The organism is Reyranella sp. (genome assembly GCF_965227665.1).
Taxonomy (GTDB): domain Bacteria; phylum Pseudomonadota; class Alphaproteobacteria; order Reyranellales; family Reyranellaceae; genus Reyranella.
This window is the reverse complement of the sequence record NZ_OZ245767.1, coordinates 107,584-133,451: the sequence shown is the minus strand read 5'-3', so window position 1 is coordinate 133,451 and position 25,868 is coordinate 107,584. Positions and strand designations below refer to the sequence as shown.

Annotated in this window: 26 protein-coding genes; 14 read left to right on the top strand and 12 right to left on the bottom strand. The window is 67.6% G+C overall.

The genetic code is table 11. The annotated features are described in order from the left end of the window. The first annotated feature begins 34 nt into the window (after nt 1-34). Nucleotides 35-1,288, top strand: a complete 1,254-nt coding sequence (tyrS, locus tag ACO07I_RS00650) for a tyrosine--tRNA ligase (RefSeq protein WP_422013310.1) — start codon at nt 35-37, stop codon at nt 1,286-1,288. A gap of 6 nt (nt 1,289-1,294) precedes the next feature. Here tyrS and ACO07I_RS00645 read toward each other — a convergent pair whose 3' ends face one another. Further along, on the bottom strand, nt 1,295-4,441 hold the full coding sequence (locus ACO07I_RS00645) for a DUF3971 domain-containing protein (protein WP_422013309.1): 3,147 nt from the start codon (nt 4,439-4,441) through the stop codon (nt 1,295-1,297). A gap of 85 nt (nt 4,442-4,526) precedes the next feature. Between ACO07I_RS00645 and ACO07I_RS00640 the strand changes: the two genes are divergently transcribed. Both ACO07I_RS00640 and bcp read left to right on the top strand, forming a co-directional pair. Next, nucleotides 4,527-7,469, top strand: a complete 2,943-nt coding sequence (locus tag ACO07I_RS00640; RefSeq protein ID WP_422013308.1) for a bifunctional [glutamine synthetase] adenylyltransferase/[glutamine synthetase]-adenylyl-L-tyrosine phosphorylase — start codon at nt 4,527-4,529, stop codon at nt 7,467-7,469. Further along, nucleotides 7,466-7,930, top strand: a complete 465-nt coding sequence (gene bcp / locus ACO07I_RS00635; RefSeq protein ID WP_422013306.1) for a thioredoxin-dependent thiol peroxidase — start codon at nt 7,466-7,468, stop codon at nt 7,928-7,930. The genes ACO07I_RS00640 and bcp overlap by 4 nt, the downstream gene beginning before the upstream one ends. Nucleotides 7,931-8,068: 138 nt before the next feature. On the opposite strand, the gene ACO07I_RS00630 is transcribed toward bcp, so the two are convergent. Then, nucleotides 8,069-8,989: a LysR family transcriptional regulator gene (locus tag ACO07I_RS00630; protein ID WP_422013304.1), complete on the bottom strand. Its 921-nt coding sequence runs from the start codon at nt 8,987-8,989 to the stop codon at nt 8,069-8,071. 74 nt (nt 8,990-9,063) lie between these two features. Between ACO07I_RS00630 and ACO07I_RS00625 the strand changes: the two genes are divergently transcribed. Then, a complete protein-coding gene (locus tag ACO07I_RS00625) occupies nt 9,064-9,753 on the top strand; it encodes a GNAT family N-acetyltransferase (protein ID WP_422013302.1) in 690 nt (229 codons plus the stop codon). Between the two features lie 12 nt (nt 9,754-9,765). Here ACO07I_RS00625 and ACO07I_RS00620 read toward each other — a convergent pair whose 3' ends face one another. Then, nucleotides 9,766-10,608: an amidohydrolase family protein gene (locus tag ACO07I_RS00620; protein ID WP_422013300.1), complete on the bottom strand. Its 843-nt coding sequence runs from the start codon at nt 10,606-10,608 to the stop codon at nt 9,766-9,768. A 166-nt stretch (nt 10,609-10,774) separates the two neighbouring features. On the opposite strand from ACO07I_RS00620, the gene ACO07I_RS00615 reads away from it, so the two are divergent. The 3 genes from ACO07I_RS00615 to ACO07I_RS00605 are packed head-to-tail and all read left to right on the top strand — an operon-like array spanning nt 10,775 to nt 12,467. Then, nucleotides 10,775-11,311: a VOC family protein gene (locus tag ACO07I_RS00615; RefSeq protein ID WP_422013298.1), complete on the top strand. Its 537-nt coding sequence runs from the start codon at nt 10,775-10,777 to the stop codon at nt 11,309-11,311. Then, a complete protein-coding gene (locus ACO07I_RS00610) occupies nt 11,308-11,781 on the top strand; it encodes a YbaK/EbsC family protein (protein WP_422013296.1) in 474 nt (157 codons plus the stop codon). Before ACO07I_RS00615 ends, ACO07I_RS00610 begins: the two co-directional genes overlap by 4 nt. Next, a complete protein-coding gene (locus ACO07I_RS00605; protein WP_422013294.1) occupies nt 11,745-12,467 on the top strand; it encodes a substrate-binding domain-containing protein in 723 nt (240 codons plus the stop codon). The genes ACO07I_RS00610 and ACO07I_RS00605 overlap by 37 nt, the downstream gene beginning before the upstream one ends. A 6-nt stretch (nt 12,468-12,473) precedes the next feature. Here the strand turns inward: ACO07I_RS00605 and ACO07I_RS00600 are convergent, their stop codons facing one another. Next, a complete protein-coding gene (locus ACO07I_RS00600; protein ID WP_422013292.1) occupies nt 12,474-13,448 on the bottom strand; it encodes an aldo/keto reductase in 975 nt (324 codons plus the stop codon). A 100-nt stretch (nt 13,449-13,548) separates the two neighbouring features. Between ACO07I_RS00600 and ACO07I_RS00595 the strand changes: the two genes are divergently transcribed. Further along, nucleotides 13,549-14,241, top strand: coding sequence for a TetR/AcrR family transcriptional regulator (locus ACO07I_RS00595; RefSeq protein WP_422013290.1), 693 nt, complete (start codon nt 13,549-13,551; stop codon nt 14,239-14,241). On the opposite strand, the gene ACO07I_RS00590 is transcribed toward ACO07I_RS00595, so the two are convergent. Beyond that, a complete protein-coding gene (locus tag ACO07I_RS00590) occupies nt 14,238-14,684 on the bottom strand; it encodes a VOC family protein (RefSeq protein WP_422013288.1) in 447 nt (148 codons plus the stop codon). The two genes, ACO07I_RS00595 and ACO07I_RS00590, sit on opposite strands and share 4 nt — an antisense overlap. A 155-nt stretch (nt 14,685-14,839) precedes the next feature. On the opposite strand from ACO07I_RS00590, the gene ACO07I_RS00585 reads away from it, so the two are divergent. The 6 genes from ACO07I_RS00585 to ACO07I_RS00560 all read left to right on the top strand — a co-directional run bounded on the left by ACO07I_RS00585 (nt 14,840) and on the right by ACO07I_RS00560 (nt 20,651). Next, nucleotides 14,840-16,084 (top strand): acyl-CoA dehydrogenase family protein, encoded by a 1,245-nt coding sequence (locus tag ACO07I_RS00585; RefSeq protein ID WP_422013286.1) that lies wholly within the window; start codon nt 14,840-14,842, stop codon nt 16,082-16,084. A 44-nt stretch (nt 16,085-16,128) separates the two neighbouring features. Then, entirely contained in the window at nt 16,129-17,265 is a 1,137-nt protein-coding gene (locus ACO07I_RS00580; RefSeq protein WP_422013284.1) for an ABC transporter substrate-binding protein, read from the top strand. Between the two features lie 69 nt (nt 17,266-17,334). Then, complete coding sequence (locus ACO07I_RS00575) at nt 17,335-18,222, top strand: branched-chain amino acid ABC transporter permease (protein ID WP_422013282.1); 888 nt, start codon at nt 17,335-17,337, stop codon at nt 18,220-18,222. 4 nt (nt 18,223-18,226) lie between these two features. After that, the gene (locus ACO07I_RS00570) at nt 18,227-19,180 is read left to right on the top strand and encodes a branched-chain amino acid ABC transporter permease (protein WP_422013280.1); all 954 of its coding nucleotides are present in this window, start codon (nt 18,227-18,229) and stop codon (nt 19,178-19,180) included. Continuing rightward, nucleotides 19,173-19,931, top strand: coding sequence for an ABC transporter ATP-binding protein (locus ACO07I_RS00565; RefSeq protein WP_422013278.1), 759 nt, complete (start codon nt 19,173-19,175; stop codon nt 19,929-19,931). Before ACO07I_RS00570 ends, ACO07I_RS00565 begins: the two co-directional genes overlap by 8 nt. Before the next feature lie 3 nt (nt 19,932-19,934). Beyond that, the gene (locus ACO07I_RS00560; protein ID WP_422013276.1) at nt 19,935-20,651 is read left to right on the top strand and encodes an ABC transporter ATP-binding protein; all 717 of its coding nucleotides are present in this window, start codon (nt 19,935-19,937) and stop codon (nt 20,649-20,651) included. Between the two features lie 11 nt (nt 20,652-20,662). Here the strand turns inward: ACO07I_RS00560 and ACO07I_RS00555 are convergent, their stop codons facing one another. The 7 genes from ACO07I_RS00555 to ACO07I_RS00525 all read right to left on the bottom strand — a co-directional run bounded on the left by ACO07I_RS00555 (nt 20,663) and on the right by ACO07I_RS00525 (nt 25,859). After that, entirely contained in the window at nt 20,663-21,379 is a 717-nt protein-coding gene (locus tag ACO07I_RS00555; protein WP_422013274.1) for a DUF7168 domain-containing protein, read from the bottom strand. Beyond that, nucleotides 21,376-21,642 (bottom strand): hypothetical protein, encoded by a 267-nt coding sequence (locus ACO07I_RS00550; protein WP_422013272.1) that lies wholly within the window; start codon nt 21,640-21,642, stop codon nt 21,376-21,378. Before ACO07I_RS00550 ends, ACO07I_RS00555 begins: the two co-directional genes overlap by 4 nt. Beyond that, nucleotides 21,642-22,601 carry a hypothetical protein gene (locus tag ACO07I_RS00545; protein ID WP_422013270.1) on the bottom strand — a complete coding sequence of 320 codons (960 nt, stop codon included), beginning with the start codon at nt 22,599-22,601 and terminating at the stop codon, nt 21,642-21,644. Before ACO07I_RS00545 ends, ACO07I_RS00550 begins: the two co-directional genes overlap by 1 nt. 80 nt (nt 22,602-22,681) lie before the next feature. Further along, the gene (locus ACO07I_RS00540) at nt 22,682-22,903 is read right to left on the bottom strand and encodes a KTSC domain-containing protein (protein ID WP_422013268.1); all 222 of its coding nucleotides are present in this window, start codon (nt 22,901-22,903) and stop codon (nt 22,682-22,684) included. A gap of 46 nt (nt 22,904-22,949) precedes the next feature. Beyond that, nucleotides 22,950-24,107 (bottom strand): MFS transporter, encoded by a 1,158-nt coding sequence (locus ACO07I_RS00535; protein WP_422013266.1) that lies wholly within the window; start codon nt 24,105-24,107, stop codon nt 22,950-22,952. A 77-nt stretch (nt 24,108-24,184) separates the two neighbouring features. Beyond that, complete coding sequence (locus tag ACO07I_RS00530) at nt 24,185-25,489, bottom strand: NtaA/DmoA family FMN-dependent monooxygenase (RefSeq protein ID WP_422013264.1); 1,305 nt, start codon at nt 25,487-25,489, stop codon at nt 24,185-24,187. Nucleotides 25,490-25,649: 160 nt separating this feature from the next. Further along, nucleotides 25,650-25,859, bottom strand: coding sequence for a hypothetical protein (locus ACO07I_RS00525; RefSeq protein ID WP_422013262.1), 210 nt, complete (start codon nt 25,857-25,859; stop codon nt 25,650-25,652). Nucleotides 25,860-25,868 lie beyond the last annotated feature (9 nt).

Below are 25,868 nucleotides of genomic sequence, written 5' to 3'. Positions count from 1 at the left end.
GCCGCCCTTCAGGAACAAACGGCCGGACGGCGAGATGGCGGACTTCAAGTCGGACTTCATGCGCATCGTGCACGAGCGCGGCATGGTGCATCAGTGCAGCGATACCGCACGCCTCGACGAGCTGCTGTCGAGCGGCGTCCGCACCGCCTATATCGGCTTCGACTGCACCGCCGATTCGCTGCATGTCGGCCATCTGCTGCAGATCATGCTGCTGCGCTGGTGGCAGAAGTGCGGCCACAAGCCGATCGCCCTGATGGGCGGCGGCACGACCAAGGTCGGCGACCCGTCGGGCCGCGACGAGACGCGCCAGCTGCTCACCACGGCGCAGATCGACGCCAACATGGCGAGCATCAAGAAGAGCTTCGCCAACTATCTCACCTTCGGCGAGGGCACGACCGACGCGGTGATGGCCAACAATGCCGACTGGCTCGACGGCCTGCTTTACATTCCGCTGCTGCGCGACGTCGGCAGGCACTTCTCGGTCAACCGCATGCTCACGATGGATTCGGTGAAGCTGCGGCTCGAACGCGACCAGCCGCTCTCGTTCCTCGAATTCAACTACATGATCCTGCAGTCCTACGATTTCGTGGAACTGAACAAGCGCCACGACTGCATCGTCCAGATGGGCGGCTCCGACCAGTGGGGCAACATCGTCATGGGCGCCGACCTTGGCCGTCGCATGCAGGGCGCCGAACTCTTCGCCCTCACCTCGCCGCTGCTGGCGACCGCATCGGGCGCCAAGATGGGCAAGACCGCGGCCGGCGCCGTGTGGCTCAATCCCGAGCGGCTCTCGCCCTACGATTTCTGGCAGTACTGGCGCAACACCGAGGACGCCGATGTCGGGCGCTTCCTGAAGCTGTTCACCGACCTGCCGCTGTCGGAAGTGGCGCGCCTCGAAGCGCTGCAGGGCCAGGAGATCAACGAGGCCAAGAAGATCCTGGCCACGGAGGTCACGACGCTCGCCCATGGCCGGGAGGCCGCCGAGAGCGCCGCCGAAACGGCGCGTCGCACCTTCGAGGAAGGCAGCAAGGCCGACACGCTCCCGACCGTCGCACTGCCGCTCGCCAGGCTGAAGGCCGGAATCGCCGCATTCGAGCTGATGCACGAGGCGGGCCTTGCCGACAGCAAGAACGAGGCCCGCAAGCTGATCAAGGGCGGCGGCGGCCGGCTGAACGACAAGCCGATCGCCAACGACACGGTGACGGTGACCGATGCCGATCTCGGCTCCGACGGTACGTTGAAGCTGTCGGCCGGCCGCAAGCGCCACGTCCTGGTGCGCGCCGCTTAGCCCCGGTCAGGGCGCGCGCTGCGCATCCGGTGACCCGACGGGCGGGCTGGGTGCCCCGCCGGCGTTGGCGGGCGCATTGAGCAGATCGCGCAGCGCACCCGGCGCCATCGCCGACATCATGTTCACGTCGGTCTTGAGGTCGTCGAACGGACCGTAGAGCTGATAGGAGACGGCGAACATGCCGCCGTCCTTCCCGCCGGTCAGCAGCGGCCCGAGCAGCGGCACGTTCGACAGGAGATTGTTCAGCGCGAAGGCCGGCACGACGATGCCGTTGAGCCGTGCCGTATCGTTGCCCAGGTCGATGATGCCCTGGGTGGTCAGCCCGATCGACTGACCGCTGGTGCGCCCGTTGCGTACCTGGATACTGTCGCCGCTCTTCGTCAGGTTGGCGCTCAGGCTGTCGAACTGCTGCAGCGCGTTGCCGGCGCTGTTCAGTCCGTCGATCGCGGAGTTGAGCGTGCCGATGTCGCGGCGGGCGTTCACGCGCTGGAGGCGGAACGGTCCCATCTTCAGCGTACCCTCGAGCGGCGGGTTGGCCCAGGTATCGTTGAACTTCCCTTCGATGTGCAGGTAGCCATTGACCAGGCCGTCGATCCAGCCGGCTTCGGTCAGCAACTGACCGAAATCGGCGACATAGAAGAACAGCGTGCGCCCCTGCGCGCCAGGCGTCACCCGGAAGGTCGAGCCCTTGCCGCCGCCCATCGTGAGATCCGCGGAGGCGAGTCGCTCTCCCCTCATCTCGAGGCGGCCGTTCAGGTAGCCGAGGGATCCCCGCTTCACGATCACGTTCTGCAGCTGGATCGTCGCCCTCGTGCTCTGCCGCGAGGTCGAGGCCGCCCCCTTCGGCTCGTGCGCTGCGACCTCGTTCCTCGCGTTCAGCATGTCGCGAACGCGCTGCAGCTCGAGCGACTGGCCCTTCACCGCGATGTCGACACCGTCCGGACTACGCCGCCAGTCGACGGCCACGTCGGTCTGGCCGAGCTTGACCTGCGGCACGCTGATCTGCTGCACGCTACCATCCGTCCCGAAGCGCACCTGCCCCTTGATCTGCAGGCCACCGCCGCGGGCATCGAAGTCTGCCGTCGTGACCTTGCCGCCGGCGGCGAGCTTCAGCGTCATGGTGGCAAGCGCGTCCGTGCCGGCCTCCTTGCTCCAGGCCAGCGGCGTCACCGCCAGTTTCGCGGCCTTCATGTCGAAGCGGCCGCCGACCTCGCCGGTGCCGTTGGTCGCGACCTGATAGTGCAGGGTCGTGCCGATCGGCCCCGTGACGAAGGGCTCGACCGAGGGGAAACCGGCCTTCTCGACCAGTCCCGCGGGCACCGTGCCCTTCACGTCATAGCGCCGGCGGAACGGAGCTTTGGCCGCGAACATCTCGCGCCAGGTGACGTCGACGGTGCTGCCATCGAGCTTGCCTTGCCCGACCACGCTCAGCTCGGAATTCCCGTACTTCAACCGTGCCGCCGCGTCCGTGAGATCGACGTTGCCCAATACGTTCTTCAGCGAGAACGACGTGAGCTGGGCGTCGGCCGCCACCTCGATCTCCTCGACGGTCAAGGCGTCGATGAGCGGGAAACTCAGCGACACGTCGACCGCCACCTGCCCGCCCAGCCGGCGGTGGTCGTAGAGCGTCTCCTTGGGGAGGCCGAGCTGACGCCGCGCCAGGAAGCGCATGACGTCCTGCGCCGAACCGGCGATGGGCAAACGGATCGCCGCCATCTGGCCCGTGGGCTTGTCGAGGCCGGTCAGGTCTATCGTGCCGTCGGCGACCTTCAGGTTGACGGCGCTGCCGCGCGCAATATCGAAATGCAGGCTGCCGTTCTCGTAGCGCGCCTTCCCGGAAACGTCCTGCATCTCGGGCATGTGCGGCATGTAACGCACCGTCAGGCCGCCATAGTCGAGGAAGGCCACCATGCCATCCACCTTGATGTCGGCGATGTGGTCGACCGGCGCCGTGGCAGAGAATTCGGCGGCGACGTCGACGGTCCCGGCCGTGATGTTGGCAATCGCCCACCTGCGGCCGCCGTCGGCGAACTCCAGCGGCCAGTAGTCGCCGAGCTTCTCGACCGGGATCTGCCTGACCTCGGCGCGGCCGGCGAAGTGGCGTGTGTCCGCGATGCGATGACCGGCACCGGTGATGACCACCCTCGCCGCCCCGAAATCGAAGTCGACGCGATCGATCTTCGACGTGTGCGCGACATTGTCGATGCTGAACCGGGCGTCCATCGAGCGCACCTGATGCGCCACCGGCAGGATGCCCGGCAGGGTCACGCTGCCATTGGCGCCGTGGATGTCGACCGCGACGGTTTTGACTTCGCCGTTGCCCGTGCCCTCGATCTGGAGCCGCCCCGAGAGCGCCAGGTCGACGCCGCGCAGGATGGCGAGGTCCGAGGAAAGATCGGCGAAGATCCAGGGCTTGAAGCCCGAGACCTTGGCCTCGAGCGAAATTCGGCTGCGGTCGCGCGTATAGACGCCGGCCAGGGAGAGGTCGACGGGGTCGCCGTGGCCGGCGAATCGCGCATGAGCCGTGATGAAGACGCCCGCGGCGTCGCGCCGGAGTTCGGCGGCGGCATCCGGTGCATTCCAGCTGAGCCCGGTCTTCAGATCCCGGATCGTGACGTTGGCCCGTTCAATCACCACCGAGTCGAGCTGGCCGATCAGCGACTTGTAATTGGGTTCCGCCAGCAGCTGGTCGACCAGGATCGCAATGGCCTCGCCCTGCGCACCGCCCTCCGGCGACGTGAATATGCGCTGGAAGGCCCCGCCTTCGCGGGCGACATCGGCCTCGATGACCGGCCGGATGATCGTGATCGACGTCGGCAGCAGCATGCCCTGGACGACCGACCGCGGTTCGAAGGTCAGCGCCGCCTCGGGCGCGGTGGCGATCACCTGGTTCTGCGCGTTCGTGAAGCGCAGACCGGTGAAGGCCAGCCGGATCGGCCGGCTGATTCCGCTCCACTCGAAATATATCCGGTCGAAATCCGGATGGATGTCGTTCCCCGGCGCATCGATCAGCCGGGCGATGCGCGGCTTCATGAAATCGAGGTCGACGGGCCCCGCCATGAGCCGCAGGGCCGCGACGACCCCCAGCGCGGTCACGGAGAGCACCAGAACGACCGCGACACGCAGAACTACTCGGCAGGTCCGCTTGACCAAACTCGACTCTTCCGTTTCTTGACGATGGCGACACGCTTGGGCAAGCGTGTCATTGCAAATGAGAATTTACCCGTCGACACATTGAATGTCTTGGCTTTCGACTGCCCGCCTTCCCCGTCCGCACGACCCGGAGCGGCTGGCCGTGGCCTGGGCCCGCTGGGATGAACGCGCCCCACGACCCGACGATCCCGCGGCCATCGCACTGCTCGACGCCCTGTTCGGCAACAGTCCCTACCTGACGGAAACGGCGCTACAGAGCCCGGATTTTATGACCGATCTATGGCGTCATGGACCGGACGCCGCCGCCGCAGACCTCATGGCCGAACTCGCCGCAGCACGAAGCGACGCCGGCACGGGCGCGGCACCGGCCGAGATCGCCTCCCGGCTCCGGCGCCTGAAGCGCCGCGTGGCGCTTGCCGTCGCCGTCGCCGACATTGCCGGCGCCTGGCCGCTCGACCGCATCACCGGGCAACTCAGCGAATTCGCATCGGGCTGCCTCTGCGCCCTCACCGATTCCATCCTCCTCCAGCTCGAACGCGACGGTCAGCTCTCCCTCGGCGGAAAGCCCGAGGCGGCCGCCTTCACGGTGCTGGGCATGGGCAAGCTGGGGGCTGGCGAGCTCAACTACTCGAGCGACATCGACCTGATCCTCTTCTACGACCGCGATGCACCGGCCCTGGCCGGAAACGAGCAGTTGTCGCGCCACTTCGTGCGGGCGGCACGCCTGCTGGTCCAGCTCATGTCGGAGACCTCGGCCGAGGGCTACATCTTCCGCACCGATCTGCGGCTCCGACCCGATCCCGGCTCGACGCCGCTCGCCATGTCGGTTCAGGCGGCCGAGCTCTATTACGAGAGCGTCGGCCAGAACTGGGAACGCGCCGCGATGATCAAGGCGCATCCGGTGGCCGGCAACGAGGCCGTGGGCGCCGCTTTCCTGCGCGACATGACGCCCTATATCTGGCGCAAGCATCTCGATTTCGCGGCGATCCACGACATCCATTCGATCAAGCGGCAGATCGACGCTCATCGCGGCGGCGGCACGGTCAAAGTCCTGGGCCACAACGTGAAGCTGGGCCGCGGCGGCATTCGCGAGATCGAATTCTTCGCCCAGACCCAGCAGCTCATCTTCGGCGGCCGCAACCCCACCCTCAGGCTGCGCGCCACCTGCCCCACCCTGCGCGCGCTCGCGGCTGCCGGTCATGTCACGGAAAAGGCGGCGGACGAGCTGATCGAGGCCTACGGGTTCCTGCGCCGGGTCGAGCATCGCCTGCAGATGATCGACGACCGGCAGACCCATTCGATCCCCGCCGACGAGGCGGGTGTCGCCGCCGTCGCGACCTTCCTCGGCTATGACACGTCGCAGGCATTCCAGGCCGCCCTGCTGGGAACCCTGCGCCTCGTCGAGGGCCACTATGCCAAACTCTTCGAGGAGGCACCGAGCCTCGCCGGCCCCGGTGGAAACCTGGTCTTCACGGGAACCGACGACGATCCCGGCACACTGGAGACGCTGACGTCCCTGGGCTTCCGCGACGCGTCGGCCGCCGCCGGCATCGTGCGACGCTGGCATCATGGGCGCTACCGCTCGACCGCGACGGCCCGCGCCCGCGAACTGCTCACCGAATTGATGCCCGGCCTGCTGAAGGAGCTGGGCGGCACGGCCGCGCCCGATCAGGCTTTGCTGAACTTCGACCTGTTCCTGAGCAACCTGCCGGCGGGGGTACAGCTCTTCTCGCTGTTCAAGGCCAATCCCGCCCTGCTCGAATTGCTGGCGACCATCATGGGCAGCGCGCCAGGCTTGGCGGCCCACCTCGCGCGCCGCACCCTGCTGCTGGATTCGGTGCTGTCGCCCGATTTCTACGGGCCGCTGCCGCCGGCGTCGGAAATGACCGCGGAACTGGCTGCGACGCTGGCGCGGGTCGACCACGAGCAGGACATTCTCGACCTGGCGCGCCGCTGGGCCAACGATCGCCGCTTCCAGGTCGGCGTCCAGCAGCTGAAGCGCATCGTCACGCCCGCCCAGGCAGGCCTCGCCTACGCCGACATCGCGGCCGCCACGATCTCCGCCCTGTGCGACCGCGTCGAGCGGCGGTTCGCGGAAACCCATGGCGGCTTCCGGGGCCAGCGGCTGGCGGTACTGGGGCTGGGCAAGCTCGGTAGCCGTGAAATGTCGGCGACGTCCGACCTCGACCTGATCTTCGTCTACGACATTCCGGACGGCATGGAGGCTTCCGACGGTCCCCGGCCGCTCTCGCCCATCCAGTATTACACGCGGCTCAGCCAGAAGATGGTGACGGCGCTGACCGCCCACACCAACGAGGGCGCGCTCTACGAGGTCGACATGCGCCTGCGGCCGTCGGGCCGCTCCGGCCCGCTCGCCAACTCGCTCGCCGGCTTCGAGACCTATCATGCGCAGTCGTCGTGGACCTGGGAGCACATGGCGCTGACGCGCATGCGCGTCATCCATGGGCCCGAAGCGCTGGTCGCCCGCCTGACCGACATCGTGAAGCGCACGCTCTGCCGGCCGCGCGATGCCCAGGCGCTGGTCCGCGACGTCGCCGACATGCGCGACCGCATCGCCCAGCATGCGCCGCCGAAGAGCCTGTGGGATTTCAAGCACCTGCCCGGCGGCCTGTTCGACATCGACTTCGTGGCGCAGTACCTGGCGCTCCGGCACGCCTGCGAACACCCCGGCATCCTCGATCCGCATCCGGCCGAGATGCTGGGGCGCATGGCGGCGGCAGGCCTCATCGACCCGGCGGACGCCGACCGGCTGCGCGCCACGCGGACGCTGCTGTCGGACGTCCAGAGCCTGCTGCGCCTCACCCTGAATGGCGACGAGGCGGCGTTCGACGAGACCAAGGCGCCGGAAGGCCAGCAGCGCCTGATCGCCGCCACCGAAGGCGCGACGGATCTGGCGGCCCTGCGCGCGCGTATCGAGACCGAATCGAAGACGGTGCGTGCTATATACGCGCGCATCGTGGAGGCGCCGGCCCTGGCGGCTGGCTGGCAAGCGAGGAGCAGGAAATGAGCGTCGTCGAAGGCAAGAAGGCCCCGGATTTCACCGCTGCGACCGATGGCGGCGGCACGCTCAAACTGTCGGCGCTGCGCGGCCAGCCGGTGGTCCTCTACTTCTATCCGAAGGACGACACGCCCGGCTGCACGACCGAGGCCTGCGGCTTTCGCGATGGCGCCGCCGCCTTCAAGAAGCTGAAGGCCCAGGTGGTCGGCGTGTCCAAGGACAGCGTCGCCCGCCACGACAAGTTCAAGGCCAAGTACGAACTCAACTTCCCGCTCGTCTCCGACGAGGACGGCAAGGTCTGCGAGAAGTACGAGACCTGGATCGAGAAGAGCCTCTACGGTCGCAAGTACATGGGCATCGACCGCGCGACCTTCCTGATCGACAAGGACGGCGTGGTCCGCAGGATCTGGCGGAAGGTCAAGGTCGCCGGGCATGTCGACGAGGTCCAGGAAGCCCTCAAGGCGCTTTAGCAGCCTGCCGCAATAGGTTTTTCAAAAGGACTGGCAAGCAGCAGGGCATCACGACACCCATTTGCGGGGGGTGCGACTCCGGCTTCGTTTGTTTCGTTTATTTCGCTTGTTTCGTTTATGCGCCACGACACCGGCTTCTCAACGGCCCGCTCGCCGACCGCTTCCGGGCTCCTTGCGGTTCAGGCTCTTCAGCGCGCGGATCGTCTCGCGAAGGCCGAGATGCAGGACCTTGTCGCGCCGGATCACGATCGCGAGCTGTCGGTAGAGACGCGGTGAGAGCGGCCGCGCCAGGAGGTTGGCACGATCCGCCGCCTCGCGAACGGCGACCGCCGGCAAGATGGCGCAGCCCAGCCCCGCTTCGACCAGCCGCTTGATCGCCTCGACGCTGCCCAGCGCCATCTTGGGTTTCAGTGCGACACCGCCCTGGAAGAACCACTGATCGGCCACCACCCGCGTGTGACCGCCTGGCTCGAACATGATCACCGGCAGGCGGGCCAGGATCGCGGGCGTGACCCGGCGCGGCAGCGCAACGCCATCGCGCGCCGTCACCGCCACGAACTCGTCGTCGAGCAAGGGCGTCACGTCGAGGCCGCGGCCGCTCGCGGGCAAGGTCACCAGGCCGATATCGAGCGCATTGTCCTGCACGCCCTTCACGATGTCCGAGGTGTTGCCGGTGGCGATCGTGATCTCCAGCTCGGGCAGCCGGCGGCGCAGGTCGCGCAGCAGCGGCGGCAGGCGGAAGATCGCCGCGGTCGCGCCGGTACCGAGACGCACCCGCCCCACCTCGCCGCTCCCGAACCGCGCCAGCGCTTCGAGCAGCGACGCCACGGCGCCGTCGATCCGGGCCGCATGGTCCAGCAATTCGCTGCCCGCCGCGGTCGGCATGGCGCGGCGGCCCAGCCGCTCCAGCAGCCGCACCCCCAGGCGCTTCTCGAGCTGGCCGATCTGCTGGCTGATCGCCGGCTGGGTCAGGTTGAGATGCGACGCCGCGGCCGAGAACGAGCCCAGCCGGACGACCTCGGTAAAAGCATGGACATGGTCGAGATTGAGGCCGCGCATTCCAAATTTCTGCTTATGATTTTCATAAGATAACAAGATTTTCCTTATGCTTCCATCCGCAGCAGGATCCGCCCATGTCGCTTCGCAATGGGTTTGGAGACATCGTCCTGGAGATCGGCCGCTACATCGGCGGCTCGCCCTGGTCCCGCCAGCGCGAGGCGCTGCGCAATCTGGACGACCGGCTGCTGTCGGACATCGGCCTGTCTCGCGAGCAGGTTCTATCGGGAGGAACGATGATGAGGTCGGCGGTCGATGTGCGCGACGCTCGCGAAGGCGACATGCGCTTCGTGCGGGAAATCTACGCCCACCATGTGCTGCACGGGCTGGCGAGCTTCGAGGAAGAAGCGCCCTCTGTCGCCGAGATGATCGGCCGCCGCGAAAGTGTGCTGGCGCTCGGGCTGCCCTATCTCGTGGCCGAGTTGGACGGCCGCATCGTGGGCTACAGCTATGCCTCGCTCTACCGCCCGCGCCCGGCCTATCGGCATACGATCGAGGACTCGGTCTATGTCCGCGACGGCTTCGCCGGCAACGGCATCGGCCGCGAGCTGCTGGCCGAATTGATCAAGCGCTGCGAGAGCGGCCCCTGGCGCCAGATGCTCGCCGTCATCGGCGACAGCGCCAATGCCGGCTCGATCGGTTTGCATGGCAGCCAGGGTTTCCGCCAGATCGGCAAGCTCGACGCCGTCGGATTCAAGTTCGGCCGCTGGGTCGATTCGATCCTGATGCAGCGGCCTTTGGGCAAGGGGTCGTTGTCCCTGCCCTGAGGCCCGAAGAGCCTACCTCTTCGCCGGCGACCAGCCGTAGATCTTCTCCAGCGATCCGCCCATCAGCGTGGCGCGATCGCTGTCGGACAGGCGGTCGGTCACGCGGAAGGCATCGACGCCCTCCTTGTAGGTGAGCAACGCCACCGCGCGCGTCCAGTCGGTGCCCCACATGCAGCGATCCAGGGTGAAGGCGTCGAAGATGCGGCCCAGCGGATCCCAGATGTCCTTGAAGGGGAACTTCTCGTGGCTGAGCGTGCAGGCGCCAGTGATCTTCACGACGACGTTCTTGTGCTCCGCCAATGCCAGCAACTGCGGCAGCTCATGCCACGGCTCCTTCGGGGCCGGCGGCGCCATCGGCTGTTCCAGGCCGAGATGATCGATCACCAGCGTCGTGTTCGGGTTGCGCTTGGCGAGTTCGGCGACCTGCGGCAGGCGCCCACGCGCCATCAGGTTGACCGGCAGGTCGTGTTTGGCCGCGGCGGCGAGCACGCGGTTGATGCCGGGGTCGGCCGCGTCGGTCGAAATCTCCGGCGTGAACATGATGCGGATGGCGACCGTGCCGTCCATCGCCGCCCAGTCGGCGATCGTGCCCTCGACCGCGGGATCGTTGGCATTGACGGGCTTGATGACACCGAACCGGCCGGGATGCGCCTTCTGGACGCCGACCGCATAGCTCTCGTCCCAGCGGTACATCGTGTAGACCGAGACCAGCAACGCGCCGTCGACGCCGACCGAGTCCATCGCCTTGATCATGTCCTCGGCGGTGACCTCGGGCGGGCCTGCAAGCACGGCCGTCCACGGGCGGCCCGGGTGATTGCGCTCGTAGCAGTGAACCTGAGCGTCGATGATCGGCATGCGCTTCTCCCGTGGTGAGTTGGCGGACGGTACCGCCGCCTCCGCATTTGTCATGGAAATTCGGGCGGCCCCTTCACCATGCGGTACGATTCCCACAGCGCGATGAAGGCATCGATCCCGTAAGACTCGACGCCACGCTCACCCCTCTCCGCCGGAAGATGTTGCAATGGCCGTCAAGGGCAAGCAGTCGGTCGGACAGATCGGCATCAGCCTCATCGTTCAGGACGTGGCCGCCGCGGCCGACTTCTATCGCGACGTGATCGGCGCCGAGGAGATCCGGCGCAGCTTCTCGCACAATCCAGGCGAACCGCCGGGTCCGGAGACCCTGAGCGCCGAATTGGTCGTCGCGGGTGCTCGCCTCTATGTAGCGAAAGAGAACCCGCGCTGGCGCGAAGCGCCCCGGCCAGATTGGCCACGCTCGCCTCTGTCGGCCGGAGCCTCCTCCGGGTTCCTGATCGTCTATGTCGACGACGTGGACGACGTGTTCGCTCGCGCCCTGGCCGCCGGCGCGACATCCCTTGCCCCGGGACAGGCTCCGGAAGAAACCTATTGGGGCGACAAGGTGGTTCGCATCATCGATCCCTTCGGCCATGGCTGGGTCCTCCAGAGCCGGCTCGAGGATGTTGCAGAGGAGGATCTCGCCGCGCGCTTCGCGGCCCAGCGCGACCGCATCCGCACGGAGCGGGCGGCGCGGCAGGCATGACCGTCGACGCCGTACGCGCCTTCCTGTCCGCGCATGCCCCCGATCTAAAGGTCGTCGAGCTGGAGGCCAGCACCGCCACCGTCGAGATGGCGGCACGGGGCCACGGCGTCGCGCCGGCGCAGATCGCCAAGACCCTGTCGCTGCGCATCAAGGATCGCACGCTGCTGATCGTCACCTCGGGCGACGCGCGGCTGAACAATCGCAAGATCAAGGACGTGCTGGGCGGCAAGCCGCGCATGCTGGGCGCCGACGAGGTGGTTGCGCTTACGGGTCATCCGGTGGGTGGCGTCTGCCCGTTCGGCCTGGCGACGCCGCTCCCGGTCTATTGCGACGTCTCGCTCAAGGCCTTCGACGAAGTCGTACCCGCCGCCGGCTCGATCAACTCGGCGGTGCGCATCGCGCCCGGGCGCATGGCCGCCCTCGTGAACGCCGAATGGATCGACGTCTGCGACCGGCCGGGATCTGCATGAGGGTCTTCAGCGCCATCGCCGTCCAGGGCGTCGTCGAGCCGCTGATCCCTGCCTTCGAGCAGGCGCACGGCTGCAGGCTCGACGTCACCTGGGCCACCGCGCCCCTGCTCCTGAAGCGGCTGCAGGCTGGTGAGAAGGCCGACACGCTGATCCTCAACCGCGCGGTCACCGACACGCTGCTCGCCTCGAGCAGCATCGTCGCCGGGTCCGATGCCGTGATCGCCAGCTCCGCCACCGCCATCGCGGTGCGCGCGGGCGCACCGAAGCCCGACATTTCCACACCGGAAGCCCTGAAGCGCACGCTGCTGGAGGCCAGGGCGATCTCCTACACCGATCCCGCGGCCGGCGGCGCGAGCGGCATCTACTTCGCCAAGCTGCTGGAGAGAATGGGCATCGCGGACGAGATCAACGCCAAGACGAAGTTCCCGCCACCCGCGGGCTACTCGGCCATGTTCCTGCCGACCGGCGAGGCCGACCTCGCGGTCCAGCAAGTACCGGAACTGCTGCATGTTCCCGGAGTCGAGATCGTCGGGCCCCTGCCCGGCGATCTGCACATGGTCACGGTGTTCGTAGCCGCCATTCCGGCCGACAGCGCTCAGCCGGTGTTGGCCAGCGCGCTGATCGAAAGCCTGCGCACGCCCGAAACGAAGGCCCTCTTCCGCGCAAAAGGCCTCGAGCCGGGCTGAGCCTTCTCAGGCCTTCACGACCTTCTGCTCTTCCAGCCGATCGGTGGCCGGCGGCGGCGTGCGCGAAAGGTCGGCGATTTCGGCGCGCAGCTCCGGAGTCATGTCGACGTTCACCGAGGCGAGCGAATCCTTGAGCTGGTCGAGATTGCGCGCGCCGATGATGGGCGCGGTGATGGCGGGATGCGCCCCCACCCAGGCGATGGCCGCGCTGACCGGGTGCAGGCCCTTCTGCTGGCAGAGGGCGACGTACTTCTCGGCCGTCTCGAAGGCCCATTCCTCGCCGTAACGCGCCTCGTACATCTTGTTGGTCTTGAGCCGGCCCGAGGCCTGTCCGAAATACTTGCCCGACAGGAGACCGGCGGCCGCGGGGCTATAGGGAATGACGCCGATGCCGTTGGCCGCCGCCATCGGCAGCAACTCGACCTCGGCCTGGCGCTTTACCAGATTGTACATCGGCTGGATGACCTGCAGCCGTGCCCAGTCGTTGCGCTCCTGGATGTCGACGGCGCGCTGGGTCTGCCAGGCCGACCAGTTGCTGACCGCCGGGTAGATCACCTTGCCCGAGCGCACGAGGTCCTCGAGGCCGCGCATCATCTCGTCGATCGGCGTCACCGGGTCGAAGCGATGAAGGAACAGCACGTCGATCCGGTCGGTCTGCAGGCGGCGCAGGCTCGCCTCGACGGCCTGCACGACATGGCGGCGGTTGGCGCCACCCGCGTTCACGTCGGGGCCGGTCTTGTTGAAGCACTTGGTGCTGATCACCAGGTCGTTGCGATGATCCTTCGCCAGCCGGCCCAGGATCTCCTCGGACTTGCCCTTGTTGTATTCGTTGGCCGTGTCGAAGAAGTTGATGCCGGCGTCGCGCACCGCCTTGTACATCGAAGCCGACGTGGCCTCGTCGGCGTCGCCGCCGAAGGACATGGTGCCGAAGCAGAGTTGCGAGACGTGGATGCCGGTGCGGCCGAGGAGCTTGGTTTTCATGGCTGCTTTCTAGCATGCGGCGACACGGTTCGGCAGCCGGCATGGAAAACCACCCCGCTTCGCCTTATGAGATGCTCGACGATTTCGAGCAGGGTGTGTCGTGGCGAGAAAGACAATCGTGAAGAAGCCGAAGGCCGCGGCGCCGCGGCGCAAGAAAGCGAACCGCCCCAACCTGCCGGAACGCATCCTCGATGTCGCGGAAGAGCTGTTCGGACGTGTCGGCTATGGCGGCGCGACCACGCGGGCGATCGCCAGCCGAGCCCGCGTGAACGTCGGCCAGCTCCACTACTATTTCGAGTCCAAGCGCGCGATCTTCGAGGCGGTGGTGGCGCGGCACGGCAAGGAAGTGACCGAGCGGCGGCGCCAGCTCCTGCTGGAGGCCAAGGCCCGCTATCCGCGCGGCATCGTCCCGCTCGACGTGCTGGTCGATGCGCTGGTCCGTCCCCTGCTGATGGCCGAACCGCGGGCCGGCGGGCGCCGGGCGTCGATGCAGATGCACGCCCGCCTCTTCACCGATCCCGATGATACCGCGAGCATGGTGCGCGCCGGCATCTACGACGAGACCAATGCGCTTTACGTCGACGCCATCCGGCGCGCCCTGCCGAAGATCCCGGCGAAGACGCTCTACTGGCGGTACTATTTCATGATGGGCGCCTACGTCTGGACCCTGCTGCAGCCCGGCCGCCTCGAGGCGATTTCCCAGGGCCGCTGCGATCCCGCGGACATGGAAACCGCCATCCGCGAGATCGTGCCGTTCGTCTGCGCCGGCCTCGCCGCGCCGGTCGGGCGCTAGGCCGTCTTCACGCGGCTCTTCAGGCGGCAGCGGCATTTGTCGAACTGGTGAAGCTCCACCATGTTGCCGCACGGATCGTTGAGGAAGAGCTGCTCGGCATCGGGGCCCGTGGCGCCCTTGAGCGACCAGTAGTCCGCACCGAGCCGGTCGAGTTCGGCCTTGGTCTCGACGATGTTCTCGACGGCCAGCGCCACGTGCGGCACCGTCGGATCCTTGCCCGGCCCCTGGGCGAAGCGCGACGGCAGGTCGCCGCCGATCAGGTGGATCTGCCCCACCTCGCCGATGTTGATCCACATGCCGGGAATGCCCGGGATCTCCGGCCGGCCCGTGTCGTGCTCGAGCCCGAGCACGCCGCTGTAGAAATTCTTGAGGTCCTGGATCGTCTTGTCGTCGGCGTCGATCCGCACGCCCTGATGATGAAGTTCGAGCACCTTGATCGCCATCTCTGCTCCTCCCGAGCGCTGTCTGATTGACGTGAAGTATCGTGATCGCGCACGGCATGGTCAATCGACCAACAAATTAGGTCGCTTGACCTGAACGCGCGACGCAAGCATCGTTGCGGCAAGAACAAGCGCCGCGGCGCCGGGAGGAATTCGATATGCGGACCAAGCGGGCCGCCGACTGGACACCGTCGGCGACGTTGCCCAACACGCCGGTCTCGTTCACGGGCGTCACCTACCAAGAGATGCTCGACCGCGCGCGCGCGCTGGTGCCGGCGATCGCCGGCCGCGCCGGGGAATGCGAGAGACTGCGCCGCCTGCCCGAGGAGACCGAGCGCGACCTTCACCGCACCGGCCTCTTCCGCATGGTGCAGCCGGCGAGGGTCGGCGGTGCCGATCTCGATGTCGGCATCCTGGTCGACACCTGCGCCGAGATCGCGCGCGTCTGCCCGTCGACCGCCTGGAACCTCGGCAATCTTTCCAGCCATCACTGGATGCTGGGCTATTTCCATCCCGAGGCGCAGGACGAAATCTGGGACGCCTCGCCCGACGTTCTGATCGCCACCTCACTCGTCTTCCCCGCCGGCCGCGGCCGCAAGGTCGAGGGCGGCTACGAGGTGTCGGGCCGCTGGCCGCTCTCCTCCGGCGTCGACAATTCCGACTGGAACATGCTGGGCTTCTTGGTGCGCGAGCGCGGGGACGGCCCGCCCGTCGACCAGCGCTTCGCCCTGGTCCACCGCTCCCAGTACGAGATCATCGACACCTGGCACGCGGTCGGTCTCTCCGGCACCGGCTCGAACGACGTCGAGATAAAGAACCTCTTCGTCCCCGACGTGCGGACGATCTCGGCCTGGACGATGAACGGCAAGGCGCATGCCGGCTCGACGGTCAATCCCTCGCCCCTGTTCCGCCTGCCCATGCTGGCCCTCGGCCCCTACGTCCTGTCGGGCGTCATGCTGGGCTGCGCGCGCGGCGCCTACGAAACGGTGGTGGGTACGGCGCGCAAGCGCAACGCGACCACGACCGGCCAGCCGGTGGGCGCCAGCCAGCCCGTCCAGATCAAGGTCGCCGAGGCAAGCGTGCGCATCGACACGGCCGAAATGCTGATGCGCCGCGCCTGCGAGCACGCCATGACGGTGGCGCGCTCGGGTGCCGACGCGGCCCACGAAGACAAGCTGCGCTACCGGCGCGACGCCTTCTTTTCCGCGCGGCTGTGCCTCGAGGCCGTCGACATCCTGATGGGCATCGCCGGGTCGGGCGGCCTCCACCTCGCCGGCCCGGTGCAGCGGCTGTTCCGCGATGCGCACGCAGCGAATGCGCACATCATGTTCTCGACCGACGTTCAGGGTGCATTGTTCGGCCAACACGCCCTCGGCATGGCCGGGCCACCGCCGCTGCTCTGAAGCAACGACGCCATAAGAAGATCAACGAGTGGGAGGAAAGAAGAATGTCAGTGTCATCGTTCATTGCCAGATTGGCCGGCGCCACGGCGCTGGTCGGCCTGTCGGCTTTCGCGGTCCAGGCGCAGACGTCGGGTGAACCCGTCAAGATCGGCGCCATCGTCTCCGTCACCGGCGCGGGCGCCGGCCTCGGCGTGCCCGAGCGCAACGGCCTCCTGCTGGCCGAGAAGGACATCAACGCCAAGGGCGGCATCAAGGGCCGCCCGATCAAGATCATCGTCGAGGACGACGCGTCCAATCCCGACACCGCCCTCAGCAAGGCCAACGACCTGATCTTCGGGCAGAAGGTCCAGGCGCTGCTCGGCCCCTCCCTCACCGCCAGCACCGTCGCGGTCGGCGGCGTGACCCACGCCAACAAGATCCCGCAGATTGCCTTCACCGGCATCGGCCCGGCGGTCGAGCGCGAGCGCAAGTGCGTGGCGCACGTCCTGCCGCCGCAGCGCCTCAATGCGATGGCGCTGCTGGAATATGCCAAGAGCATCAAGGCCGCGAAGGTCGGCGTGCTGCATGACGCGGGCTACGGCAACGTCGTGATGGCCGAGCTGAAGCCGCTCGCCGACAAGTACGGCGTCAAGCTAGTCGCGGTCGAGAAGTTCGAGATCGGCGCCACCGACACCACCACGCAGGCAGCCAAGGTCAAGGCCGCGCAGCCCGATGCGGTGTTCATCATCGCCACCTCGGCGACGCCGTTCCGCAACGTCAAGCAGATCCAGATCGCCCAGCCGGTGGTCGCCGCGATCGGCTCCTCGTCCTACGAATACGTCAATGCGATGGGACCGGCCGCCGACAATATCGTGATTCCCGAGTTCGTGGTCGGCGAGGACCCGCTGCCGCACCAGAAGGCGTTCGTCGAGCTCTACAAGACGGCCTACAACTCGACGCCGAAGAACTACGAGGCGGCGGCCTGGGATGCGGCCCACATCATCGCCGCGGCCCTCAACAAGGCCGGCGCCGATGCCACCGGCGAGAAGCTGTGCGACGCCATGAAGGCGCCCTACAGCGGCGTATTGGCCAACTACGACTTCTCGGCCGACGACATGACGGGCATTCCGATCTCGAGCTTCGTCTTCTCGAAGCTGGTCGGCGGCAAGTACACGCGCACGCCCTTCCGCGTCGCCCAGTAGCGGTCCCGGCGGCGCAGGACTCCTCGCGAGCCCTGCGCCGCGCCTTCTTTTGCGCGGAAGCATTCCTTCATGACTCTCAGCCTGGTCCTTCAGGCGCTCTTCGCGGGCGTGACGAACGGTATCGTCTACGCGCTCGTCGGCATGGGCCTCTCCGCCATCTTCAAGGGCAGCCGCGTCATCAATGCCATGCAGGGCGAGTTCGCCGTGATCGGCGCCATGACCACGGTGCTGCTGCTGACCAAGACGGGCTGGCCCTATGCCGCTGCCATCGCCGGCGGCGCGATTGCCGGCGCCCTGGTCGGCGCCTTCATCGAGGTCGCGTTCGTGCGCTACATGGCCAGGAAGAATGCGAGCGAGGACAGCTTCCTGCTGCTCACCATCGGTCTCGCCCTCACCCTGTCGGCCAGCGTGCTGTTCTTCATCGGCCGCGACGGCCACCTCCTCCCGCCGCTCGGCGGCGAGGGCGTGCTGATCATCCTCGACGCGGTCATCCAGTTCCACGCGCTGTGGCTGATCGCCATCGGCATCGGCGCCACCCTGGCGCTGCGCGCCTTCTATCACCGCACCACGATCGGCCTGTCGATGATGGCGGCCTCGATCGACGCCGACGGCGCAGCCACCACCGGCATCAACGTCGGCCGCATGCGCACCTTCACCTTCGTGCTGGGCGGCCTGCTGGGCGCGCTAGGCGGCATCCTGGTGACGCCGCTGATCGGCGTCGACTACCAGCTCGGCCTCAACCTCACCCTCAAGGGCTTCGCCGCCGCCGTGCTGGGCGGGCTCACCAATCCGCTGGGCGCGGCCGTGGGCGGTCTCACGCTGGGCCTGGTGGAGTCGCTGGCCATCATCGGGATCTCGTCGAGCTACAAGGACGTCGTCGCCTTCTCCGTGCTCATCATCATCATGATCCTGATGCCGCAGGGCATCCTCGGCCGTGCCGGCCGCCGGGGAGGCTGAGCCCATGAACCCGCGCACTCTCCTCTGGCTGGCCATGGGCCTCGTCGTCTGGGCCGTGCTGCCGTTCGTCGTGCCGCGCTACATGGCCGATCTTCTGGTGTTCACCGGCATCTACACGGTGGCGGGCCTCGGCATCGGCCTGCTGCTCGGCCATTGCGGCATCGTCAACCTGGCACAGGCGACCTTCTACGGGCTCGGCGCCTATGCCAGCGCCTACTGCACCGTCATGATGGGCCTGCCCAGCATCGTCGGCTTCCTGGTCGGGGCCGCCATCAGCATGACGCTGGCCTATGTCATCGGCCGCCCGATCCTGCGCCTCACCGGTTACTTCCTTGCGCTCGGCACGCTCGCCCTCAGCGCCATCGCCAGCGCGCTTTTCTTCGAGTGGGACTGGCTGACCGGTGGCACCCTGGGCATCGGCGGCATCCCCAAGCTCGACCTGTTCGGCTTCCTGCTCGACCGGCCCTCGCGCTACTACTTCTTCGTCTGGATCGTGGCCTTCGCCTGCATGGCGGTGGCGCGCAACCTGGTCGACAGCCGCACCGGCCTGATGCTGCGCGCCATGCGCGATTCCAGCACCGCGGCGGCCGCCCTCTCGATCGATCTCCAGGCGCTGCGCACCAGGGTGTTCGTCGTCTGCGCCCTGTTCGGCAGCCTGGCCGGCAGCCTGTTCGCCCACCACGCGTCGTTCGTGAGCACGCAGAGCTTCACCGTCGACCGTTCGATCAGCTTCCTGCTGATCCCGGTGATCGGCGGCGCGACCTCCATCCCCGGCATCGTCGTCGGTGCGCTGTTCGTCACCTTCCTGCCCGAGCTGCTGAGCAAGCTCGGCGACATCCACCAGATCCTGTTCGGCCTGGCGCTGGTCGCCGTCGTCGTGCTGATGCCGGAGGGGCTGGTCGGCGCCTTCGGCAAGCTGCGGACCCGGCTCGCCCGCAAGGGAAGCAGCAATGGTTGAGCCCCTCCTCGCGCTCAAGGAGGTCGGCCATTCGTTCGGCGGCCTCTCCGTGCTGCGGTCCGTCACCTTCGACGTGCCCGACGGCGGCATCATCGGGCTGATCGGACCGAACGGCTCGGGCAAGACGACACTGTTCAACATCGTGACCGGCTACATCCGCCCGCTGGCCGGCACCGTCACCTATCGTGGCGCGGTGCTGGGGCGCGACACGATCCAGCAGCGCGGCCTGCAGGGGCTCGTGCGCACCTTCCAGACGCCGCAGGTCTTCGAGCAGATGACCGTGCTGGAAAACGTCATGGTCGGCTGCACCAAGCTGACACGCACCACCATGCTGCAGGACCTGCTGCGCACCCCGGCCGCGCGCGGCCAGATGCGCGAGATCCGCGAGCGCGCCGAGGCGGCCTGCGAGCGCTTCCACCTGACGGGCTTGCGCGACCTGCCGGCCGCCAGCCTGACCGCCGGCCAGCGCCGCATCCTCGAGATCGCCCGCGCCGTAGCCGGCGAGCCGCGCCTGCTGCTGCTCGACGAACCCTCTTCGGGACTCAACGTCCAGGAGATCGACGATCTGCGCGACTGGATCGTGCGGCTGAACGAGGAAGGCATCACCATCCTGCTGGTGTCGCACGACATGGGCCTGATGACCGTCGCCCGCACCGTGCACACGCTCTATTTCGGCGAGATCATCGCCAGCGGCGACATGGCCGCCATCCAGCGCGACCCGCGGGTCCGCGAAGTCTATCTCGGGGTCTGAGCCGTGCTGGAAGTGACCTCCGTCTCCGCCGGCTACGGCGCCCTCACCGTCCTGCGCGACGTCTCGCTCACCGTCGGCGACGGCGAGGCAGTAGCCCTGGTCGGCGCCAACGGCGCGGGCAAGACCACCCTCGTCCGCACCGTCTGCGGCCTGCTGCGCGCCCGTGGCGGCCGCATCGTCAAGAACGGCACGGACATCACCGCCACGCCGGCGCATGACCTCGCCAAACACGGGTTGGCCGTGGTGCTGGAGAACCGCCGCCTGTTCGGCGAACTGTCGGTGCGCGAGAACCTGATCCTGGCCGAGACGGTCGGCCGCAAGGTGCGCGGCGCCGACCTGCGCTTCTCGTGGGACGAGGTGACGGACCTGTTCCCGGTCGTGAAGGAACGCATGGCCTCGCCGGTCGAGCTGCTGAGCGGCGGCCAGCAGCAGATGGTGGCGATCGCCCGCGCATTGCTGCTGCAGCCCGACCTGCTGATCATGGACGAACCCTCGACCGGGCTCGCGCCCAAGGTCGTGAAGGACATCCTGCTAGTCATCAAGGCGCTGCGCGAGCGCGGCATGGGCCTGCTGCTGATCGAGCAGAATGTCGGCATCGCCTCGGAGATCACCGACCGCGCCTACGTCATGTCGGTCGGCAGCATCGTCCACGAGATCGGCCCCGGCGAATGGCAGTCCTTCCTCACCGACGAGCGGCTGGTGAAGGCCTATCTCGGCTGACGCGGCGGCCGCTATTTCCGGCGGATCGCCGGATTGAGCGGCACGGCGCCGCCCGCGACGCCGCCGGCATCGTAAGCATCGGGCGACACGAAGCGCCCCGGCCCGGCTTCGACGGTGCGCAGTTTCAGACCGAGCTTCTCCAGTTCGGTATCGACGACGGCAGCCTTCAGCACGACCAGCCCGCGGCCGCTGCTCTGGATCACGCCGTCGCGTTCGGCCTTCATCGCCACCAGCCGGTCGGCGATGGACGCGCACATGCCCAGGGTGAAGGACGCGTTGGCGAGATGCCGCTGCTGGTGCCGGAAACGCTTGTAGTCGGCCGACACCTTGTAGCGGCCGAGCTCGGCCCGGACCGCGCCGTCGATCAGCTCGGTCAGGTAGTGCGCCACCTCGACGTCAGCGGGCAGGCCGAAGAAGACATAGCGTGCCTCGCCGGCGGCGTTCTTCTCACGCCAGACCCGGCAATCGCAGAAAGCGGCAATGGCGCCGATGCATTCGTCGATCGGGATGCGCTTCTTCAGGTGAGTCTCGTAGACCCGCTCCTCGCACTGGGTCTCGCGGATCTCGACGTCGCTCAGAGACAGCTCGTAGCGGTCGAGCAGCTCGGCCACCTTGGCCGCCGCCGCCAGCGCTTCGCCCTCGGTGCAGCCATTGTCGATCGTCTTGGCGCGCAACGCCTGGATGCGCCCCCGGAGCTTGTCGAAGGCCGAAAGGTCCGCCGTCGTCATGGACGCCGCGGCGCGGGCGGGGTCGCGCGCTTCCTTCGAAAATGGAGATAGAGCGCAACCCCGATTCCAATCGCCAGACCGGGCAGCGCCGAGGCGATGGCAAGCGACGCGATGCCCATCTCGCAGCCGCCCGAATCGCCGGGCGTGCCGCAACGGGAATCGAGACTGTAGGCCAGCGCGAGCGCCACGATCCCGACCACGAAGGGCGTCACGACGAATCCCAGCAGGCCAAAGCCCAATATTTTGAGAGTGAGGCCGAGCATCAGCCGGCCGCCTGTCGTGTCGCTTCCTCGAAGCGCTTGCGGCGCATCTCGACGCGGGGATCGTCCATGTCGGGGGCCGCCGGCTCGGGCACCCAGCCGTCGCGGCCCGGCACATAGCTGCGATTGGTCTGAAGCGGATTGCGGTTGACCAGGGGTCGCGCATGCATCGGATGGCGCAGGCTGCGCACCTCGTGCTCGATCTCGAACAGCGCCTTGCCCGTGGCCGGGTCGGCGATGTGCTGGAAGCGGTACTGGTGCTGGTTGCTCTCCTCGGTCAGCAGGCCGCGCTCGACCAGCCCGCGATAGGGGCCGGAGAAATTCGCGACATAGACCTGGATGTGATGCCCGTCATAGGCCTCGGGCGCGGCATCGCTCTCGCGGAAGATCAGCTCCTGCCCGATGCCCGCCGAGACGTGCGCGGCCGTCCCGGCACCCGCTCTCTCCACGCGCGCGCCCGTCGAGAAGACCTCGCGATAGAAGCCGGCGATCCCCTCGGCCGCCCCGTGCGGCACGTCGAATTCGACATAGGCCATCCCCAGCGCCATGCCGCCGAAGCGCGCAGAGGGATCGTGGCAGAGGATGCGGTTGCCCCAGGGACAGGTCGTCTCGACATGGTCCTCGCGCTCGACGAAGCCGAACCGCGTCTCGCCCAGCAGGCCCTTTACCCGGCCGAGCCGTTGAAGCAGCGATTCGCGATCGGGGATCACGAGGCCCATCCGTCCTCGCAGGCGTTGCGCCCGGACCATCGTCGGCAGGTGGAACTGGCTGCGCCCGACATTGACCCACATATTGTCGATGCCGGTCATCATGTAGGGATCGCGCGTCAGGCCGAGGCCGCTCATGTAGAAGACCGTGGCCAGCCCCTGGTCGGCGATCCCGAGATTGACGTGCTCCAGCGCCACAACGTTGCCCACGTCCTCGGCGGCGCGGTCGTACTGCTTCACTCCCGGCTCGTGCATGGCCCGTCCCTCCTCAACCGCCCCAGTATAGGGACCGGACGGCGATACTGACAGGAGGCGACGCCGAGCGGCGCCAAATCTCAGGAAGGGCCGGACGGCGGTTCTTCGCCGGTACGCTCGAACGTGAAGTGATCGCGGATGTGACGGTTGAAGAACGCGCCTTTGGAAGACGCCGCCTTCATCGCGTCATAGGTCTTTTCCGGGACCCCGAGATAGCTGTAGCGACGCCGCGACTGGAAGACGATGTCGAGCGCGCGCCGCCGGCGGTCGTAGTGATAGGAGCGGATGACGGTCGAGGGCATGGACACACAACGCCGGAGGCCCCGTCGAGGATGCTCGTGGCCGCGCCTAGCGCGCCCGGCTGATCCGGCGCCACAGACCGAACAGGCCGACGCCGAAGGCCAGCGCCGCGCCGATGAGGAAGCCGCCGGCATAGCCTCCGGTGAGCGACAATGCCGCGCTGAACAGCAGTGGCAGGACCAGCGCGCCGGCATCGCCGAAGGCCAGGACGGCGCCCGTGGTCGCACCGATCCGGCCGACCGGCGACAGCCGCGCCACCTCGGCCAGCAGCACGCCGTGCCAGCTCACCGCGGTGACGCTGAGGGCGGTGGCGATCATCGCCGCGACCCAGGTCGGCCAGTCGGGATCGATCGAGGCCGTGAGCACCGCCGCGGCGGCCATACCGATACCGAGGAAGGCGAGCAGCGTTGCCGGCGCCACGAAGCGCGAGGCAAGCCAGCCCCAGCCGATGCGGGCGGGCACCGCCACGACGATGGCGATGGCGAAGACCTGTCCGGCGCGTTCAAGATCGTAGCCCAGGCCGCGCACCAGGTAGAGCACGAAGAAGCCGGTGAACAGCGACTGCAGCCCGACGAAGCTGAACATCGCGACGCACAGGATGCGCAGCGCCGGGTCGCGCAGCACCGAGACGACATTGGCCCGGATGTCGGCGGGCGAAAGCGGCTGGGCCGGATTGCGGTCGACGTCGAAGCCGGCGCGCAGCGGCTGCAGCGCCAGCACGATGAGGAAGCAGCTCAGCGCGATGACCAGCAGCGCCACCCGCCAGCCGGCTTCGACCACGAGCACCGGCGCCACCACACCGGCCAGCATCAGCCCGACCGGCACGCCGCACTGCTTGATCGAGAAGACCAGCGGCGCCAGGTGACGCGGGGCCAAGCGCCCCAGCAGATGCGAACTCGACGGTGTCGAGACCGCCTGCCCCAACCCGCCGATGAACGCTCCGACAGCAAACAGCGGCAGCCATCCCGGCGTGGTGAAGGCGAGCCCGATGCCCAGCGCGGCCATGCCGACCTGCGTCATGCGCACCGCGCCATAGCGCAGGATGAAGCCGCCGCAGCCCAGGGTCGTGAGAAAGGCCGCCACCGAACCGATCGCGAGATAGAGGCCGACCAGGGCCGCCTCGATGCCGAGATCGGCCACGATGGCTGCCGCGATCAGGGGCACCGTCGATCGCCCCAGGGTCGCGAAGGTCTGCTGCACCGTCATGGTGCCGAGCGCGACGTAGAGAGGACTGACGATGAGGCGACTCCGGCGATGCTTGGATCGAGAGTGCCGTCCCGCCTTCAGAAAGCAAACAGATTGTCGCGGAAGTGCGCGTGCGCGTACGCTGTGCGAACGAGGCCGCGCCTCTGCAGCTCCGGCACCAGCCCGTCGGTGATCTCCGCGACGTAACGACGGCTGAGCGGGCCGCTGAACATGAAGCCGTCGCCGCCCACCTGCTCCATCGCCTCTTCCATCACGTCGGCAACGCGCCGGGTCGTTCCGACCACCGGATGCTCGAAGCCGAAGCTGTAGTTGCTCGCGACCTCGCGAAGCGTGCGACCCTGGGCCAGGAAACGCTTCAGGGTGCCCTGCTGGCCGTTCGTCGTGAGCTCGGCCAGCGGCGCATCGAGATCGAAGGTCGAGAAGTCGATGTCGGTCAGGCTTCCCATCATGGCCAGCGTGATTTCCGGCGCGGCCTCGCGCTGCGCCTGCCGGCGGCGCACGCGATCCTGCGCTTCGGCGTCGGTCTCGCCCAGGGTCGGTGCAACCACGAACAGCACCTTGCAGCTGTCGGGATCACGGCCTTCCGCCGCCAAGCGGTTGCGCATGTCGTCGCGGAACGCCTTCATCTCCGCGACCGTGCCGAGCGCCGCGATCACGATGTCCATGTGCCGCGCGGCGAAAGCCTTGCCCTGCGGCGAGCCGCCGGCCTGAACGAGCACAGGCCGGCCCTGTGGCGGTCGCGCCGTATTGAGCGGTCCGCGCGAGGAGAAGAAGCGTCCCTTGAAGTCGATCGCCCGCACCTTGGCCGGATCGACGAAGGTGCCGCCCTTCTCGTCCATGACGACGGCGTCGGCGTCCCACGACGACCAGAGCTGCGTCGTCAGCTCGACGAACTCGTCGGCCATCTCGTAGCGCAGGTCATGTTCGAGATGTGCGTCGAGGCCGAAATTCTGGGCCGCGCGCTCCGCCGTCGAGGTCACGAAGTTGCAGCCGACGCGCCCGTTGGACATCAGGTCGAGCGTCGCGATCAGGCGCGCCAGCAGGAACGGCGGATAGAAGCTGGTGGAGATGGTCGGCACGATGCCGAGATGCCTCGTCGCCTGGGCGATCAGCGGGACCAGGGGCAGCGGATCGTTCTTCGGCGCGCGCAGGGCCCGCTTGAGATAGAAATCCATCGAGCCGCCGTAGTTGTCGGGGACGAAGACCGAGTCCTCGAGCAGCAGGCAGTCGAAGCAGGCGCGCTCCAGCGCCTTCGCCAGTTCGATGTGAAGATCGGGCTGCGCCCACTCGCGCGCATCGACGCCGGACCAGGGCTGGTTCCAGCCGTGCACGCCGAAACTGTTGCCGAGAAACCAGCCGAGATGGAAACGCGACGCTGCCAAGAATTGCCTCCGCCCTTGATCCGGGCTGAGATGCAATCGACGGACCAGCTAGGTTCGACGCAGTGAGATAGAATGGGAGCGTGCAACCCAGTTGCGCCCAAGCTTCGTCGACCTAGCAAGGTCATGAGCGCCCGCTGGAGTGGCGCGCTCCGATGAAGCCTCAGGCCTTGACCGTCATGTCGACGGTGCGCGCCTTGTGGGCGTAGAGGTCGATCTTGGACCACATGCGGGCGAGAGCCACGTCGTCGGCTTCCTTCTCGGTCGCGTAGGGCCCATGCCAGACCATGGACTCGGGCACCGGCTTGTTCCAGTTGGCGCGGCGATCCTCGATTTCATACTCGGCTTCGAACACGAACCACATACCCGGCATCGTCGACTC